Annotated in this window: 16 protein-coding genes and 1 rRNA gene; 14 read left to right on the top strand and 3 right to left on the bottom strand. The window is 71.1% G+C overall.

Features of this window, described 5'->3' with window-relative positions; all coding sequences use genetic code 11:
• Positions 1–137 precede the first annotated feature (137 nt).
• From rrf to ABT034_RS18540, 9 genes are all read left to right on the top strand, one after another.
• Positions 138–254 (top strand): 5S ribosomal RNA (gene rrf / locus ABT034_RS18500).
• A gap of 66 nt (positions 255–320) precedes the next feature.
• Positions 321–968: an HAD family hydrolase gene (locus ABT034_RS18505; protein ID WP_351216373.1), complete on the top strand. Its 648-nt coding sequence runs from the start codon at positions 321–323 to the stop codon at positions 966–968.
• Positions 969–1,011: 43 nt separating this feature from the next.
• On the top strand, positions 1,012–2,226 hold the full coding sequence (locus ABT034_RS18510; protein WP_351216375.1) for an MFS transporter: 1,215 nt from the start codon (positions 1,012–1,014) through the stop codon (positions 2,224–2,226).
• Positions 2,195–3,370: an acetoin utilization protein AcuC gene (locus ABT034_RS18515; RefSeq protein ID WP_351216377.1), complete on the top strand. Its 1,176-nt coding sequence runs from the start codon at positions 2,195–2,197 to the stop codon at positions 3,368–3,370. The genes ABT034_RS18510 and ABT034_RS18515 overlap by 32 nt, the downstream gene beginning before the upstream one ends.
• A 97-nt stretch (positions 3,371–3,467) precedes the next feature.
• On the top strand, positions 3,468–4,283 hold the full coding sequence (locus tag ABT034_RS18520; protein ID WP_351216379.1) for a phosphatase: 816 nt from the start codon (positions 3,468–3,470) through the stop codon (positions 4,281–4,283).
• A 127-nt stretch (positions 4,284–4,410) separates the two neighbouring features.
• Complete coding sequence (locus ABT034_RS18525; protein WP_015034391.1) at positions 4,411–4,620, top strand: helix-turn-helix domain-containing protein; 210 nt, start codon at positions 4,411–4,413, stop codon at positions 4,618–4,620.
• Positions 4,621–4,785: 165 nt separating this feature from the next.
• On the top strand, positions 4,786–4,884 hold the full coding sequence (locus tag ABT034_RS18530) for a 30S ribosomal protein bS22 (RefSeq protein WP_003948845.1): 99 nt from the start codon (positions 4,786–4,788) through the stop codon (positions 4,882–4,884).
• A 138-nt stretch (positions 4,885–5,022) separates the two neighbouring features.
• Positions 5,023–6,150 carry an NAD-dependent epimerase/dehydratase family protein gene (locus tag ABT034_RS18535; protein ID WP_351216380.1) on the top strand — a complete coding sequence of 376 codons (1,128 nt, stop codon included), beginning with the start codon at positions 5,023–5,025 and terminating at the stop codon, positions 6,148–6,150.
• A 15-nt stretch (positions 6,151–6,165) separates the two neighbouring features.
• The gene (locus tag ABT034_RS18540) at positions 6,166–7,236 is read left to right on the top strand and encodes a lysophospholipid acyltransferase family protein (RefSeq protein ID WP_351216382.1); all 1,071 of its coding nucleotides are present in this window, start codon (positions 6,166–6,168) and stop codon (positions 7,234–7,236) included.
• Positions 7,237–7,323: 87 nt separating this feature from the next.
• Here the strand turns inward: ABT034_RS18540 and ABT034_RS18545 are convergent, their stop codons facing one another.
• The 3 genes from ABT034_RS18545 to ABT034_RS18555 all read right to left on the bottom strand — a co-directional run bounded on the left by ABT034_RS18545 (position 7,324) and on the right by ABT034_RS18555 (position 11,017).
• A complete protein-coding gene (locus ABT034_RS18545; protein ID WP_351216383.1) occupies positions 7,324–8,565 on the bottom strand; it encodes a DUF5667 domain-containing protein in 1,242 nt (413 codons plus the stop codon).
• 298 nt (positions 8,566–8,863) lie between these two features.
• Positions 8,864–9,652, bottom strand: a complete 789-nt coding sequence (locus tag ABT034_RS18550; protein ID WP_351216385.1) for an ECF subfamily RNA polymerase sigma factor, BldN family — start codon at positions 9,650–9,652, stop codon at positions 8,864–8,866.
• A 411-nt stretch (positions 9,653–10,063) separates the two neighbouring features.
• Entirely contained in the window at positions 10,064–11,017 is a 954-nt protein-coding gene (locus tag ABT034_RS18555; RefSeq protein ID WP_351216387.1) for an HAD family hydrolase, read from the bottom strand.
• Positions 11,018–11,109: 92 nt separating this feature from the next.
• Here ABT034_RS18555 and ABT034_RS18560 point away from each other — a divergent pair, with 92 nt between their 5' ends.
• From ABT034_RS18560 to ABT034_RS18580, 5 genes are all read left to right on the top strand, one after another.
• Positions 11,110–11,388 carry a glutaredoxin family protein gene (locus ABT034_RS18560; protein WP_351216674.1) on the top strand — a complete coding sequence of 93 codons (279 nt, stop codon included), beginning with the start codon at positions 11,110–11,112 and terminating at the stop codon, positions 11,386–11,388.
• A gap of 273 nt (positions 11,389–11,661) precedes the next feature.
• Entirely contained in the window at positions 11,662–12,465 is an 804-nt protein-coding gene (locus ABT034_RS18565; protein WP_351216389.1) for a redox-sensing transcriptional repressor Rex, read from the top strand.
• A complete protein-coding gene (locus tag ABT034_RS18570; protein ID WP_351216391.1) occupies positions 12,462–13,817 on the top strand; it encodes a glutamyl-tRNA reductase in 1,356 nt (451 codons plus the stop codon). Before ABT034_RS18565 ends, ABT034_RS18570 begins: the two co-directional genes overlap by 4 nt.
• Positions 13,814–14,800 (top strand): hydroxymethylbilane synthase, encoded by a 987-nt coding sequence (gene hemC / locus ABT034_RS18575; protein WP_351216393.1) that lies wholly within the window; start codon positions 13,814–13,816, stop codon positions 14,798–14,800. The genes ABT034_RS18570 and hemC overlap by 4 nt, the downstream gene beginning before the upstream one ends.
• Entirely contained in the window at positions 14,797–16,467 is a 1,671-nt protein-coding gene (locus tag ABT034_RS18580; RefSeq protein WP_351216395.1) for a bifunctional uroporphyrinogen-III C-methyltransferase/uroporphyrinogen-III synthase, read from the top strand. Before hemC ends, ABT034_RS18580 begins: the two co-directional genes overlap by 4 nt.
• Positions 16,468–16,742 lie beyond the last annotated feature (275 nt).

Consider the following 16,742-nt stretch of genomic DNA (forward strand, 5'->3'; position numbering starts at 1 on the left):
CGGATGTGGAAGCCCAGTAATGGGTGGAGCTGACCGGTACTAATAGGCCGAGGGCTTGTCCTCAGTTGCTCGCGTCCACTGTGTTAGTTCTGAAGTAACGAACTGTGCCGATATCCGGTTGGTTAACTTCATAGAGTTTCGGTGGTCATAGCGTTAGGGAAACGCCCGGTTACATTCCGAACCCGGAAGCTAAGCCTTTCAGCGCCGATGGTACTGCAGGGGGGACCCTGTGGGAGAGTAGGACGCCGCCGAACAATTTTTAGCCTCAACCCCCGGACTCTGTCCGGGGGTTGAGGCATTTTTGCGTTCTAAGCTATGGCGTGCGCTACGACCTGGTCATCTTCGACAACGACGGTGTGCTCGTGGACAGCGAGCCGATTTCCAACACCCTGCTGGCCGGCTATCTGACGGAGCTCGGGCACCCCACCTCGTACGAGGAATCGGTGCGGGACTTCATGGGGTCCGCGATGCACCGGATCCATGAGCTCGTCCAGGAGCGGAGCGGGCAGCGGTTGCCGGAGCGGTTCGACGAGATCTTTCATGCGCGGGTCTTCGCTGCTTTCCAGGCCGAGTTGGAGGCCGTGCCCGGGGTCGAGGTGGTACTCAAGCTCCTCGTCGCCGGTGGGGTTCCCTACTGCGTGGCCTCCTCGGGGAGCCATGAGCGGATCCGGGTGGGGCATCGGAAGACCGGGCTCGACGCCTGGTTCCGCGACGAGATCGTCTTCAGTGCCGAGGACGTCGGGCGGGGGAAGCCGTCGCCCGACCTGTTCCTGCACGCCGCTTCGCGGATGGGCGTGGCGCCCGGGCGGTGCGTGGTGATCGAGGACAGCCGGCTCGGGGTCCAGGCGGCGCTGGCGGCCGGGATGGACGTGTACGGGTTCACCGCGATGACGCCGGAGGAGAAGCTCGCCGGGGCCGCCGGGTTCTTCCGCGGGATGGACGAGCTGCCGGCGATATTGGGGCTGTGATCCATCTACCCCGGGGTAGGTTCCGGTCGTACGCTGTGCCGCCATGACGGATGCGCGGTTGCGGCGTGGGCGGGGATCCCTGGCGGTCAGCTTCTTCGTGCAGGGGGTCACCTTCGCTCTGCTCGTGACGCGCATACCCGCGATCCAGGAGCGGTACGGGATCTCGGACGGGCTGCTGCCGGCCTTCCTCGCCGCCGTGCCGATCCTGGCCGGTGTGGCGAGCGTGGCCACCGGGAGGATCGTCGCCAGGGTGCGGCCGGCGGTCGTGCTGCGATGGGCCCAGCCCTTCGTCCTCCTCTCCCTGCTCGCGGTGGGGATGGGGAGCGAGCTGTGGCAGGCGGCGGTCGCCCTGGGGCTCTTCGGGCTCGCCGTCGGCGCTCTGGACGCCTCCATGAACATGCTGGGGGTCAGCCTCCAGCGGGCGTACGGGCGGAGCATCATGCTCGGTTTCCACGCCTCGTACAGCCTCGGTGGGATCGCCGGTGCCTCGCTGGCCTGGATGGGGGCGCACTGGGATCTGTCGCTGTTCGTGTCGTACCTGCCGGTGGTCGCCGTGCTGCTGCCCGCCGCCCTCGTCGGCAGCCGGTGGTATGTGGCCGGTCAGGAGCAGGCGGTGGGGGAGGCCGGGGAGGGTGAGGGGAACGGGGTCGCTTTCAAGCTGCTGCTGCCGCTCTGTCTCGTCATGACCTTCGCGTACATCGGGGACTCGACTGTTTCCAACTGGAGTGCCAAGTACCTCCAGGACGTGCTGGGCGGCTCGGAGGAGCTGGCGACGGTGCCGTACAACGCGTACATGGTGACGACGCTTCTCGGTCGGGCCGTGGGGGACTTCGGGGTGCGGCGGTTCGGTGCCGCGGCGGTCGTGCGGGCCGGGGCGGTGCTCGCCGCGGTGGGGTTCGCGGTGGTGGCGGTGGCGCCGGGCGCCTGGGTGGGGATCGCCGGGTTCACGGTGCTGGGGCTCGGGCTGAGCGTGATCGTGCCGCAGACCTTCGCGGCGGCGGGGCGGTTGGCCGGTGAGAGTGACCGCCCGGGGAGCAGCGACGCGGCCGTGGCGCGGCTCAACGTCTTCAACTACGTCGGGTTTCTCGTCGGGTCGCCGCTGGTGGGGGCGCTGGGGGACGCGTGGAGCTATCGGGGGGCGATGCTGGTGCCGATGGTGCTTGTCCTGGTGACGGTGGTGTATGCCACGTCGTTCGGCTCGCGCGTGGCCCGATACGGTGGCGGGCATGAGCGGCCGCGCACTGTTGATGTGGGATGAAGCTGTCACGGGGTACGACTTCGGGTCCGAGCATCCGATGGATCCGGTACGGCTCGCGCTGACGATGTCGCTGGTGCGGGCGTACGGGCTCGACCGGGCGGTGGACGTCGTGGCGGGCAAGCCGGCCGGGGACTCGACGCTGCGGCTCGTGCACCGCGAGGACTACGTGGCGGCGGTGCGGGCCGCGTCGGTGGACCCACGGCACGCCGACCAGGCGTACGGGCTCGGTACGGTCGACGATCCGGCGTTCGCGGGGATGCACGAGGTGTCGGCGTTGATCGCCGGGCAGTCGGTGGGCGCGGCGGAGGCGGTGTGGCGCGGGGAGGCCGCGCACGCGGTGAACTTCGCGGGTGGGCTGCACCACGCGATGCCGGGATCCGCCTCGGGCTTCTGTATCTACAACGACGCCTCCCTCGCGATCGCCCGGCTGCTCGAACTGGGCGCGGAGCGGGTCGCGTACGTGGATGTGGACGTACACCACGGGGACGGGGTGCAGGCGGCGTTCTGGGAGGACCCCAGGGTGCTGACCGTCTCGCTGCACGAGCATCCTCGGACGCTGTTCCCGCAGACGGGGTGGCCGGAGGAGACGGGCGCGGCCGGTGCCGGTGCGGGCGGGGCCGTGAACGTGGCGCTGCCGGCGGGGAAGGGTGACGAGGGGTGGCTGCGGGCCTTCCACGCGGTCGTACCGGAGCTGATCGCGGACTTCCGGCCGCAGGTGATCGTCACGCAGCACGGGGCGGACACGCACTTCGAGGACCCGCTCGCGCACCTGGCGGTGTCGCTGGACGCGCAGCGGGCGGTGCAGGAGGCCTGTCACGAGCTGGCCCACACGTATGCCGAGGGGCGCTGGGTGGCCCTGGGTGGTGGCGGGTACGCGGTGGTGGACGTCGTACCGCGGTCGTGGACGCATCTGGTGGGGATCGCGGCGCACGCCCCGGTGGATCCGGAGTCGGTGATCCCTTCGTCGTGGCGGGACGAGGTGTACGCGCGGACGCGGCAGTTGGGGCCGGCGCGGATGACGGACGGGCGGTGGCCGGTGGACTTCCGGGACTGGTCCGAGGGGTACGACCCGGCGGACCGGCTCGACCAGGCGGTGCTCGCGACCCGTAAGGCTGTTTTTCCGTTGCGGGGGCTGCTCGCCTAGACGCCTACGGGGACGGGCCCGGTCGGTGTTACGCCGACTGTGGGGTGTCCGGGGGGTTCGGGCTCCGTCGCGGGGGTGTTCCGGCAGCATCGGGTGGGTGTTGAGTACCGGGGCGCTGCGGGCGCATCTGTTGGCGGCGGGGTTGGCGGGAACGGTGGCGACGTCGCGGGAGGAGAGCCTGCGGAGCTATCGGCTCTTCGCCGCGCGTGATCCCCGGGTGCTGCTCGGGCTCGTCCCCGCGTGGGGGTGGGGCGAGGCCGATCTGCTGCGGTTGATGGCCGAGAAGTGCGGGGTGTCGGGGGATCCGGCGGATCGGACGGGGCTCGACGTCATCGATCCCGAGCGCACGTTGCGAGGGCTCGACGCCTTCGCGGCGCGGTTGGGGGCGGCGGCGGCGCGGCGGGTTCCGGTGCTCCTCGGGACGGGGCATCCGCATCGGCTGCTCGGTTTCTACGTCGCTCTTGCAGACGCCTTGTCGGCGGCGGGATGTCTTGTTCTCACACCGGCGCAGGGGAGATGTGTCGACATAACGACCCGGTTCGGCCTACGTACGTACCTCATCGACTACGTACGGGGGGTCGCACTGGTGCGAGAGCCGGGGCCGTCGGGGGGTGGGCGCGAGCGGGGGGCGCACTCCCACTCGCCGCTGCCGGTCAGGGCCGTTCTGGAGAGCGCGGCCGAGTGCGGCGGGCCGCTTCCGGAGCTCGTGGTGGGGGACCACGGATGGGTCTGCGGGGCAGGTCAGCTGGGTATCGAGGCCATCGGTCTCGCCGATACGGATGATCCGGCGCTGTTCGTCGGTGAGGCGGAGGGGCAGGTGTCGGTGGCCGTTCCGCTTGATGACGGCGTGCGCTCCGCCTCCTACCGTCCCCTCACGCGCTATGTACTCAATCGAGCGTGTCTGTCACGGTAAACGGCAGGTGGTAGCTCCTCTTCCCCACTCGTACCACCCGCCCCTAGGCTGGAGCGTGAGCGCTCGGCGACGAAGAGTCACCGGAGGGGAAGCCGGTGGGCGTCGCGGCGGAAGGTACAGGTGGGTCATGGCTGCTGGCGAACGACCTCTCAACGAGGTCAAGTTTCTGACCGTGGCGGAAGTCGCCTCGGTGATGCGCGTGTCCAAGATGACCGTGTACCGCTTGGTGCACAGCGGTCATCTGCCGGCGATCCGGGTGGGCAGGTCCTTCCGGGTTCCGGAACAGGCGGTTCACGAGTACCTGCGGGAGTCCTTCGTGGGGGTGGGGACCGCGTAGCGCGAGCGCGGCGACAACGTCGGGAAAGCTCCGTATGTCCCTCGGATTACAAGCGTGGTGCTCGGGACGGGTAGGCTAGGCCGACGTAGGTCGTGTGGGCCCAGACGCCCCGCACCGATCCCCGCCGGGAGGCGGGGATGTTCCGAGAAGTGAGCGAGGGTAGTCGTGGGCTCTGTTATCAAGAAGCGGCGTAAGCGGATGGCCAAGAAGAAGCACCGCAAGCTGCTCAAGCGCACGCGCGTTCAGCGTCGCAACAAGAAGTAAGGCGACAGCTGCACCGCAGCGTTTCGTGCGTCAGGCGTGGCCCTTCACCGTTCGCGGTGGAGGGCCACGTCTCATGTGCGGGGAAATCCCGAGGCGCTACGGTGTCGACCAACGGAAGACCGACGGAAGGCGCTGATCTTGGGCAAGGTCGTGCTCGTCACCGGTGCCGCCCGGCATCTCGGGGGCCGCTTCGTGCGGCGGATCCAGCGGGACCCGGAGGTGGAGCGGGTGATCGCGGTGGACGCGGTCGACCCGGCGCACCAGCTCGGCGCGGCCGCGTTCGTACGGGCGGACATCCGCCGGCCGGAGATCGCCAGGGTCCTGGCCGAGCACGATGTCGACACGGTGGTCCATCTGGACGTCACCGGTACGGCGCTCGGCGGCGGTGGCCGTACGTCGGTCAAGGAGACCAACGTCATCGGCACCATGCAGCTGCTCGGCGCCTGCCAGAAGTCGCCGCGGATCAGCCGGCTCGTGATCAAGTCCAGCACCAGCGTCTACGGCTCCGCGCCCCGCGACCCGGCCGTCTTCACCGAGACGACAGCCGCGAAGTCGCTGCCGAGCGGGGGCTTCGCGAAGGACGCGGTCGAGGTCGAGGGGTACGTACGGGGCTTCGCCCGGCGCCGCCCGGACGTGGCCGTGTGCGTGCTGCGGTTCGCGAACATCCTCGGGCCCCGGATCGACTCCCCGCTGACCGAGTACCTGGCGCTGCCGGTCCTTCCGACCGTCCTCGGCTACGACCCGAGACTGCAGTTCGTCCACGAGGACGATGTGATCGACGTGCTGCGCCTGGCGGCGCACGAGCCCCGCAGGGCCACGCTGAACAGCGGCACCTTCAACGTGGCCGGGGACGGGGTGCTGCTGCTCTCCCAGTGCGCGCGGCGCCTCGGACGGCCCACGGTGCCGGTGCTGCTGCCGGCGGTCACCTGGGTGGGGACGGCGCTGCGTACGGTCGGGATCACCGACTTCGCGCCCGAGCAGATCCGGCTGCTCACCCACGGCAGGGTCGTCTCGACGGTCCAGACGCGTGAGGTGCTCGGGTTCGCGCCGCGCTACACGACGGCGGAGGCCTTCGCCGACTTCGTTCGCGGCCGGGGGCCCGGGTTGCTGCCGCCGGAGCGGCTCGCCGGGGTGGTGGACCGGCTCGCCGCGCGGCTTGCTCCGACCGCGGTGCCTTCTGTACCTGCTTCACCTGCGTCACCTGGGTCACCTGCTTCACCCGCTTCACCCGCTTCACCTGTTCCCCCTGTTCACGACGGCGCCTGAGGAGACCGGACAGCGATGGCGGACGCCAAGGTCATTCCGTTCGACGACGACCGGTCGCGGGCCCGGCGACGGCCCGGCCGCCCCGACGGGGAGGCGGCGGCCGTACGGGCCCTGCCGGGCCCGCAGGCGGGCCCTCAGGAGCCGGGGGAGGGCCAGGAGGGCCTGCTCCCCGGTGCCGCGGGCGGTCGGGAGGTCGGGCCCGGTGCCGGTGCGGGCTCCGCGGGTGTGGTCGGGGGCGCCGGGGCGAGCGGCTGGGAGCGGCGGCTCGCGGGCGGGCTCGCGTTCCTCCGGCGGCGGATCACCGGCGACTACGAGGTCGACGAGTTCGGCTACGACGAGGAACTCACCGACCAGGTCCTGATGTCGCTGCTGCGCCCCCTGTACGAGAAGTACTTCCGGGTGGAGGTGAAGGGCGTCGAGAACATCCCGGCCGAGGGCGGGGCCCTGATCGTCGCCAACCACTCGGGGACGCTGCCGCTGGACGGGCTGATGATGCAGGTGGCCGTCCACGACCGTCATCCGGCCGGGCGGCATCTGCGGCTGCTCGCCGCCGACCTGGTGTTCGTACTGCCGGTCGTCAACGAGCTGGCCCGCAAGGCGGGGCACACCCTGGCCTGTGCGGAGGACGCGGAGCGGCTGCTGCGGGCCGGCGAGATCGTCGGGGTGATGCCCGAGGGCTTCAAGGGGATCGGGAAGCCGTTCGGGGAGCGGTACAAGCTCCAGCGGTTCGGGCGGGGCGGTTTCGTCTCGACGGCGCTGCGGGCCGGGGTGCCGATCGTGCCGTGCTCGATCGTCGGGGCGGAGGAGATATACCCGATGGTCGGGAACGCCAAGACGCTGGCGCGGGTGCTGGGAATCCCGTACTTCCCGCTCACCCCGACCTTCCCGTGGCTCGGGCCGCTGGGGGCGCTGCCGCTGCCGACGAAGTGGACGATCCAGTTCGGCGAGCCGATCCCGACGGATTCCTACGCGCCGGAGGCGGCGGAGGACCCGATGCTGATGTTCAACCTGACGGATCAGGTGCGGGAGCAGATCCAGCACACGCTGTACAAGCTGCTGGTGCAGCGGCGGTCGGTGTTCTTCTGAGTTCTTCTGTTCTTCCGGGTCCTTCTGGCCGGTTCCGCGTAGGAAGAAGGGGCGCCCCCCGTCCGTGGGGGCGCCCCTTCTTCTTTGCTAGCGAGCGTCCTCGCTGTCGATGCCGAGGCCTGGAAGCAGGCCCGGCAGGATGGGCGGAATGGTCACGTCCGGCATTTCCGGTGTGGCCTGGTCGCCGGTGGGGGGCGTCGGCATGCCGGTCGGGGCGGGTGGGAGCAGTCCGCCGGCGCTGCCGCCGAGGAGGCCGTCGTCCTCCGGTGAACCGGTGTTGCCGTCCGAGCTCGGGCTGGTGCCCGTGCTGGGGCCGGTCGGGCGGGGTGGTGCGGAGTGGCTGCCCGAGGGGGTGGTCTCGTCGGGGGAGGGCGGACGCTGGGAGTCCGTCCCCTGGGGGGTCTTCGGGGTGTTGGGCGTGCCGGTGGGGCTCTCCGAGCCGATGATGGTGCTCTTCTCCGGGGTGCGGGGCAGCACCGACTGGAGCGGCTCGACCTCTTCGTCCATGGCGTCGAAGACGTGCGTCACCTCGCTGCCGACGTCCGCGAGCTGGATGGGAAGCCGGTCGCGGATGCCGTCCCAGGTGTCCCGGTGGGCCTGGGCGAAGGAGTTGAGCCGGGCCATCGGGGCGATCTCGCCGTCCCGTTCGTACGCCTGGCGGAGCAGGCGGTGGCCTTCGCTCGCGTCGTGTTTCATTCCGCCCAGGACACGGCGGATCTCGCTGAGCGACTCGTGGTCGAGGTCGCCGGAGCGGCCCCGCTCCATGAGTCTGCGGGCCTCGCTGAGCCGGGTGGACGCCTGGTCGAGGTAGATGCCGCCGCGGTCCGCGTCGTCGTCCGCCATTCCCAGCTTGATGTCTTCCATGCCTCGCTTGAGCCCGTAGAGCGAGTCACCGGGGAGCGCGTCGGAGCTGGCTGCTGCCACTCCGCTGAAGGCGCCCGCCGCCACGCCGACCGTGAGGCCGCCGGCGGCGAGCCCCTTGGTCCAGCGGGAACGGGGGCGTAGCTTCCGCAGCGGGGAGGCGCGGTGGGTTCCCTTGCCGCCGGCGGTGCGCTGCTCCGGCACCGTGGCGGCCGCGGCCGCGCTTCCCTCCATGAGCATCGCTTCCATGGCGGCGACGAGCTGGGCTCGCTGCACCACTTTGACCTCGGGGTCCAGCTGTGGCTTCGGCAGCTCGCCGAGACCGTTCGCCAAGGCCAACAGCCGTCCCTGCTCGGCCGGTTCGGCCGGGGCATCGGACTGCTCGGCCGCCGCGCCCTCGGACGCCCGGTCCTCCAGGGTCTGGGCGAAGGCGTTCGCCCGCCGGTGCGCCGATACGTTCGCGATCACTGGCGGCACCTCCTCTCGTCATGACGGTCGACTCCCCGCGGTGTCCGGAAGGTTGCACACCTTGAGCGCATCCACACGAAAGAGTGAGTGGCCGCGGACATGGCGTGTCCACAGGGAGCCTGCATCCCGCACAACGAGCGGCGCGGCACTTGGGTTACGCGCGAAAGATGATCGGACCAGTGCGTCATCGAGGCGTCACCGACTGTGAGTTGGGCGGGGGTCGTGGGGACGTGGGGGGAGGGGTGGGGCCGGAGCCGCGGACCGGGGCGTGGGGGCGCGTGTGGGGGGCGCGGACCGGTCAGCGGGCGTCGTCCGGCAGGAGACGGGCCAGGGTGCGGACGGCCCGGTACTGGAGGGTCTTGATGGCCCCCTCGTTCTTGCCCATGACCCGGGCGGTCTCGGCGACCGAGAGGCCCTGGAGGAAGCGCAGGGTCACGCACTCCTGCTGCTGGGGGTTGAGGCGGCGTACCGCGTCGAGGAGGGCGGCGTTGGAGAGGGACTCCAGGACGGAGTCCTCGGGGCTGCGCTCGACCTCGTTGGCGTCGAGCATCTCGCCGGTGGTGACTTCGAGGCGGAAGCGGCTGGACTTGAAGTGGTCGGCGACCAGGTTCCTGGCGATGGTGACGAGCCAGGCACCGAAGTCGCGGCCCTGCCAGGTGAAGGTGGAGATCCGGCGCAGGGCGCGCAGGAACGTCTCGCTGGTGAGGTCCTCCGCCGTCGCCTTTCCGCCGACGCGGTAGTAGATGTAGCGGTAGACGGTGTCGCTGTACTGGTCGTACAGGCGGCCGAAGGCCTCGGCCTCGCCCGCCTGGGCGCGCTCGACCAGGTCCATCATGCGGGCGCTGTCGCTGTCGGCGGTGGGGCGGCGGGCGGGGGTCGAGGTTCCGGAGCGGGCACCGCGTCTGCCCACGGCGGCGCTGCCGTCGGCCAGGGCGTAGCAAGGGCCGGCGGGTGCCGGGGCGGCGAAGGCGAATGCGGGGACAGGGCCGGCGGCGTACGCGGTGGGGACGAAGCCGCGCAAGCGGTCGGCGACCGTTGCGCGCAGCGTAGCCAGGCCCGAGGTGTCAACCCCGACGTGTGGGTACACGGGACTCCCAGAGGCAGAGCTTCCATCACGTGCAGTGCGGGACCGTTCACTCGTCGTGGCGACGTGAGGGGTCCTTTGTGCGTCTGAGGAGAATAACGCTTCGTACAGGCAGCGCTACACCCAGTTGCTCAAATCACCGGTTAGGTCGATTCTGTTACTGGTTGTAGTCGAAACTGCTCGCTGTTCGTGATCGGTTGTTGATCGGTTTGCTTTCGGGTGTGACTGCGTCGGCGTTGCGTTGTGCTCAAGTGCAGGACGCGTGAGTGATCGGGGCCGCTGCGGGGTAAGGAGCCCGGAATGCCTGGGGGTCGACCTGTGCGGGGGTGTTCGACCACGGACGGGTGAGGGCGCCTGGTCCGGGGTTGTCGCAGATGATCGCAGCCGAAACGTATCGGCAGGGGTGACCCGGTGTCAGTGGCGGCGGCGGTGCAGGGCGACGGCGGCGGCGGTGCCGCCGGCCAGGGCGCCGAGGCCCGCGGCGGCGGGGATGCCGACCTTGGCGGCCTTGCGGCCGGTCCGGTAGTCGCGCAGCCGCCAGTCCCGGGCCCTCGCGTGCTTGCGGAGCTTGGTGTCCGGGTTGATCGCGTACGGGTGCCCCACGAGCGAGAGCATCGGGATGTCGTTGTGCGAGTCGCTGTAGGCGGCGCAGCGGCCCAGGTCGAGGCCCTCGGCGGCGGCGAGAGCCCGTACCGCCTCGGCCTTCGCCGGTCCATGCAGGGGCTCGCCGACGAGCTTGCCGGTGTAGACGCCGTCGACGGACTCGGCGACCGTGCCGAGCGCGCCGGTCAGGCCGAGACGCCGGGCGATGATCGTGGCCGTCTCCACCGGGGCGGCGGTGACCAGCCAGACCTTCTGGCCCGCGTCCAGGTGCGCCTGGGCCAGGCCGCGGGTGCCGGGCCAGATGCGGTCGGCCATGTACTCGTCGTAGATCTCCTCGCCGATCGACATCAGCTCGGAGACGCGGTGGCCCTTGACGATGGACAGGGCGCTCTCGCGGGCGTCCTGCATGTGCTCGGGGTCCTCGACGCCGGCGAGCCTGAACCAGGCCTGCTGCCAGGCGAAGCGGGCCAGTTCGCGGCGCTGGAAGAACTTCCGCTTGTAGAGGCCGCGGCCGAAGTGGAAGATCGCGGCGCCCTGCATCACGGTGTTGTCGAGGTCGAAGAAGGCGGCCGCCCGTACGTCGCCGACGACCGGGAACTCGGGCTCGGCCGGCGTCTCGGCCTCCGTGGTGGCCGCCGCCTCCTCCCGCTCCCGTTCCAGCTGGAGCGAGGACTTGCGCGCTGCCTCGGCAGCGGCCTCGCCTGCGAGGACGCTGCGCGCGGTGGCGGAGCGCCTACGGGGGGTGAGCCATCCCAGAGCGGCCATGCGGTGAGCATAGCCAGTCTGTTCGGAACTTCCCGAGTTGTGACGGTGCCGCGGCGTGAACACTGCGGGACTCTCCTGTGAAGCGGGACAGAATGGGCGCCATGTTCGGACGGACGAAGAAGAAGGACGCCGCGGCGCGCACCGTGACGCTGATCGGCAAGCCGGGGTGTCATCTCTGCGACGACGCCCGCGCGGTGATCGAGGCCGTGTGCGCGGAGACGGGAGCATCCTGGGAGGAGAAGGACATCACCCAGGACGAGGAGCTCCACCGGGCGTACTGGGAGCAGATCCCCGTCGTCCTGGTCGACGGCGAGCAGCACACGTTCTGGCGTGTCGACGCGGGGCGGCTCCGTCGCGAACTGGGTGCGTGACCGGAAAGACGGCTACCATCGTGGACGTTTTGTTGGCTTTCGGGGGCGGCGCCGTGAGGAGAGTGTGCGGTTATGCCCCCTTCGGGTTCTCAACGTGTTCCGGCGCGCCGCGGTTCCGTGACGATACGAACCAGCCGCGTGACCCCGGTCACTTTGGCCGGACAAAACGGACACCATCTTTGTGCACGCGTTCACAAAGACATAGCCTGCATTCGACGGGGCGGTCTTGGGACATATGGCCGCCTGCAGCCCCGCTCATCCCGCAGGAGCACCGTGGCAACTGGCCGAACTCACCGACCGGCGACCCGTAGCCGAGGAATTCCCGAGGCCACCGTCGCCCGGCTTCCGCTGTATCTGCGCGCACTCACCGCGCTCTCGGAGCGCTCCGTACCCACGGTCTCCTCCGAAGAGCTCGCCGCCGCGGCGGGGGTCAACTCCGCGAAGCTCCGCAAGGACTTCAGCTACCTCGGCTCCTACGGCACCCGTGGTGTCGGCTACGACGTCGAGTACCTCGTCTACCAGATCTCCCGTGAGCTGGGGCTCACCCAGGACTGGCCGGTCGTCATCGTCGGTATCGGTAACCTCGGTGCCGCGCTCGCCGGCTACGGCGGCTTCGCCTCCCGCGGCTTCCGCGTCGCCGCGCTGATCGACGCCGACCCCGCCATGACCGGCAAGCCGGTCGCCGGGATCCCCGTCCAGCACAGCGACGACCTCGAGAAGATCATCGAGGAGGACGGCGTCTCCATCGGCGTCATCGCGACCCCGGCCGGCGTCGCCCAGCAGGTCTGCGACCGGCTCGTGGCCGCCGGAGTCACCTCCATCCTGAACTTCGCCCCCACCGTGCTCTCCGTGCCCGACGGCGTGGACGTCCGCAAGGTCGACCTCTCCATCGAGCTGCAGATCCTCGCCTTCCACGAGCAGCGCAAGGCCGGCGAGGAGTCGAACGCCGAGACCGGTACGGACACGGACGCCGAGACGGAGGCCCCCGCGGCCGCCGCACCTCCGGCCCCCCGTGGCACCACGAGCGGCAGCCGCAAGGGACCCGACGGGGACGTCCCCGCCGTGATGCCGGCATGAGCCTCCTCGTCGTCGGCCTCAGCCACCGCAGCGCCCCGGTCTCCATCCTGGAGCGGGCCGCGCTCTCGGCGGACACCCAGGCCAAGCTCCTCCAGGACACCCTCGCCGCCGAACCGGCCGCCGAGGGCACCGTCCTCGCCACCTGCAACCGCATCGAGCTCTACGCCGACGTCGACAAGTTCCACGCCGGCGTCGCCGAGCTGTCCACCCTCCTCGCCCAGCACAGCGGCGTCGGCCTGGACGAGCTCACTCCGTATCTCTACGTGCACTACGAGGACCGGGCCGTCCACCACCTCTTCTCGGTGGCGTGCGGGCTCGACTCCATGGTCGTCGGCGAGGGCCAGATCCTCGGCCAGATCAAGGACGCCCTCGCCCTCGGCCAGGAACTCCACACCGCCGGCCGCCTCCTCAACGACCTGTTCCAGCAGGCCCTGCGGGTCGGCAAGCGCGCCCACAGCGAGACCGGGATCGACCGGGCCGGGCAGTCGCTCGTCACCTTCGGGCTCGAGCAGCTCGCCGACGGCACCGACGTCGACACCTGGGCCAAGGGCAAGAGGGCCCTCGTCATCGGAGCGGGATCGATGTCCTCGCTCGCCGCCGCCACGCTCGCGCGTGCCGGCGTCTCCGAGATCGTCATCGCCAACCGCACCCTGGCCCGCGCCGAACGGCTCGCGCAGATCCTCAGCGAGCCCGGGGGTACGGGAGTCGCCGCCCACGCGGCGGAGATGGTTGCCGTCGGCGACGAACTGACACGTGCCGACGTCGTCGTCTCCTGCACCGGCGCCACCGGACTCGTCCTCACCGGCGACGGCGTCGAGACCGCCGTACAGGGCCGCCGCACCCCGCTCGCCCTCCTCGACCTCGCCATGCCCCGCGACATCGACGCCGCCGCACACCGCATCCCCGGCGTCCGGCTCGTCGACATCGAGTCCCTCGCCGAGGCCTCCGCCGACGCCCCCATGGCCGCCGACGTCGACCTCGTGCGCGGCATCGTCTCCGACGAGGTCGCCGCCTTCGGCGCCGCCCAGCGCGCCGCCCACATCACCCCCACCGTCGTCGCCCTGCGCACCATGGCCGCCGACGTGGTGGCCAACGAGGTCGCCCGGCTCGAGGGCCGGCTGCCCGACCTCGACGACAAGCAGCGCGCCGAGATCACCCAGACCGTGCGCCGCGTCGTCGACAAGCTCCTGCACGCGCCGACCGTGCGGGTCAAGCAGCTGGCCAGCGAGCCCGGCGGCGCCGGGTACGCGGACGCGCTGCGGACACTCTTCGACCTCGACCCGGAGACGGTGGCTGCTGTCAGCCGGGCCGACCTGAATGACGCCGACGTCAAGAACCGAGGGCGAGTATGACCGAGAGGGCACTGAGGCTCGGGACCAGGCGCAGCAAGCTCGCCATGGCCCAGTCCGGGCACGTGGCCGACGCCGTCCGGCAGCTGACCGGCCGGCCCGTCGAGCTCGTGGAGATCACGACGTACGGGGACACCTCCCGGGAGCACCTCGCGCAGATCGGCGGCACCGGCGTCTTCGTCGCCGCCCTCCGTGACGCGCTGCTCGCCGACGAGGTGGACTTCGCCGTCCACTCCCTGAAGGACCTGCCGACCACCCAGCACCCCGACCTGGTGCTGGCCGCGATCCCGAAGCGGGAGGACCCGCGCGACGTACTGATCGCCCGTGACGGGCTCACGCTCGACCGGCTGCCCCAGGGCGCCCGGATCGGCACCGGCTCGCCGCGGCGCACGGCCCAGCTCCACGCGTACGCGCGTAGCCACGGCCTGGAGATCACCTGCGTCCCGATCCGCGGGAACATCGACACGCGGATCGGCTACGTACGCAAGGGAGAGCTGGACGCGGTGGTCCTCGCCGCGGCCGGCCTCAACCGCATCGGCGGTACGGAGGAGCTCATCGGCTCCCTGTCGCTCGACCACCTGTCGGTCGACTCCGTCCTGCCCGCCCCCGGCCAGGGGGCCCTGGCGATCGAGTGCCCGGCGTCGAACGCCGACCTCGTCGCCGCGCTCGGCGCGCTCGACGACCCGCTCACGCGGGCCGCCGTCACCGCCGAGCGATCCCTGCTCGCCGCCCTGGAGGCCGGCTGTTCCGCACCCGTGGGTGCGCTCGCCGACCTGCTGGCCGACGACCCCGGTCACGGGCAGGTTGTCACCGAAATGCGCCTGCGCGGCGTCGTCGGCACCACCGACGGCTCGACGCTGGTGCAGCTGTCCACCACCGGACCCGTACCCACCTCGCACGACGAGGCCATGGCGCTCGGACGCGAACTCGCGGACGAGATGCTCGCCAAGGGTGCGGCCGGTCTTATGGGGGAGCGAGCACTTTGAGCCCCACCCGCCCGACCGCCAGCCCGCTGTCCCCGGCCTTCGCAGGCCATGGGCACGTCACATTCCTCGGCGCAGGCCCCGGTGACCCCGGGCTCCTGACCCTCAGGGCCGTGGAGGCCCTCGCCGGAGCGGATGTCCTGATCGCCGAGCCGGAGGTGCTCGACGTCGTTCGCGGCCACGCGCGCGTGGGGGTGAGCACGCCGGAGCTGACGATTGTTGACGAGGCGTCAACAACCGCCGGGGTCCCCGTGTTGAGGGACGCGGCCAATCTTGTCATGGAGGCCGCGAGGGGCGGCAGGCGGGTCGTCCGTGCGGTGACCGGCGACCCCGGCCTCGACGGGAACGCGGGAGCCGAGATGCTCGCCTGCGCCGCCGAGGGCATCCCCTTCGAGGTCGTGCCCGGTGTGGCCACGGCCGTCGGCGTACCCGCCTACGCGGGTGTGCCGCTCCGCGACGCCCAGGGCACCGACGTGCGCTTCGTCGACGCCCGCACCGCCGACGAGCGGTGCTGGACCGAGGTCGGCGCCTCCGACGGCACCGTCGTCGTGTCCACCTCGCTCGACTCGGTGGCCGCGGCCGCCGGTGAACTGGTGGCGGCAGGCCGTAAGCCGGACACCCCGCTCACCGTCACCATCGCCGGTACGACGACGAGGCAGCGGACCTGGAACGCGACCCTCGGGACGATCGCCCAGGTCTTCAAGCAGGGCAAGGTCCTCCCCTCGCCCGAGGGCCACCGGCCGGTCATAGCCGTGGTCGGCGAGCGCAGCGCCCCGGCGCAGCGGGACCAGCTGTCGTGGTTCGAGTCGAAGCCGCTCTTCGGGTGGCGGGTCCTCGTGCCGCGTACCAAGGAGCAGGCCGCGTCGCTCTCCGACCAGCTGCGCTCGTACGGCGCCGTGCCGCACGAGGTGCCGACGATCGCCGTCGAGCCGCCGCGCACCCCGCAGCAGATGGAGCGGGCGGTCAAGGGGCTCGTGACCGGACGGTACGAGTGGATCGCCTTCACCTCGGTGAACGCGGTGAAGGCGGTACGGGAGAAGTTCGAGGAGTACGGGCTCGACGCGCGCGCCTTCGCCGGGATCAAGGTCGCGGCGGTGGGCGAGCAGACCGCGGCGGCGCTGGTCGACTTCGGTGTGAAGCCCGATCTGGTGCCGAGTGGGGAGCAGTCCGCGGCGGGGTTGCTGGAGGACTGGCCGCCGTACGACCCCGTTTTCGATCCGATCGACCGCGTCTTCCTGCCGCGGGCCGACATCGCGACCGAGACGCTGGTCGCGGGGCTCATCGAGCTCGGGTGGGAGGTCGACGACGTCACCGCCTACCGGACCGTACGGGCTTCGCCGCCGCCGGCGGACACGCGGGAGGCGATCAAGGGCGGTGGCTTCGACGCCGTGCTGTTCACGTCGTCGTCGACCGTGCGGAACCTGGTGGGTATCGCCGGGAAGCCGCACAACGTGACCGTCATCGCCTGCATCGGTCCCGCTACGGCCAAGACGGCCGAGGAGCACGGGCTGCGGGTCGACGTCCTTTCGCCGGAGCCGTCCGTGCACAAGCTGGCGGAGGCGCTGGCGGACTTCGGGGTACGGCGGCGGGAGTCGGCGCGGGAGGCGGGGGATCCGGTGACGCGGCCTTCTGAGCGGCGGCCGGGGGCGCGGAGGCGTCGTACGACGTAGGTGGTTGCTTGGGTGCGGGTTCCTTGACGGGGGCCCGCACCCTTTGCGTTTTCGGGGGCTGGGGGGTGCGGGTTCAGGCGCGGGAGCCTGGGCCCGGCAAGGGGCGCCGGTCCGTTGTGCCCACCCGTTCCGCCCCAGCGGAACGAATGCCCACAACGGAGGTGGCGGGCTGGGGGGCTGGGCGTGCCCGCACGAGGTGGGGCGGGGTGGGTGTACGGCCGCACGGGGGTGGGCGGGGCGGACGCACGGGTGTGGGGCGGACGTATGCCCACACG

Origin of the sequence: Streptomyces sp. NPDC002773, assembly GCF_040295605.1 — a bacterium.
In the GTDB taxonomy this organism is placed as follows: Bacteria; Actinomycetota; Actinomycetes; order Streptomycetales; family Streptomycetaceae; genus Streptomyces.

Bases quoted from the DNA above. Each gene is read 5' to 3' on its own strand.
- ABT034_RS18510 (WP_351216375.1), top strand. From the start codon at position 1,012: ATGACGGATGCGCGGTTGCGGCGTGGGCGGGGATCCCTGGCGGTCAGC.
- ABT034_RS18515 (WP_351216377.1), top strand. From the start codon at position 2,195: ATGAGCGGCCGCGCACTGTTGATGTGGGATGAAGCTGTCACGGGGTAC.
- ABT034_RS18525 (WP_015034391.1), top strand. From the start codon at position 4,411: ATGGCTGCTGGCGAACGACCTCTCAACGAGGTCAAGTTTCTGACCGTG.
- ABT034_RS18540 (WP_351216382.1), top strand. From the start codon at position 6,166: ATGGCGGACGCCAAGGTCATTCCGTTCGACGACGACCGGTCGCGGGCC.
- ABT034_RS18555 (WP_351216387.1), bottom strand. From the start codon at position 11,017: ATGGCCGCTCTGGGATGGCTCACCCCCCGTAGGCGCTCCGCCACCGCG.
- ABT034_RS18560 (WP_351216674.1), top strand. From the start codon at position 11,110: ATGGGCGCCATGTTCGGACGGACGAAGAAGAAGGACGCCGCGGCGCGC.
- ABT034_RS18570 (WP_351216391.1), top strand. From the start codon at position 12,462: ATGAGCCTCCTCGTCGTCGGCCTCAGCCACCGCAGCGCCCCGGTCTCC.
- hemC (WP_351216393.1), top strand. From the start codon at position 13,814: ATGACCGAGAGGGCACTGAGGCTCGGGACCAGGCGCAGCAAGCTCGCC.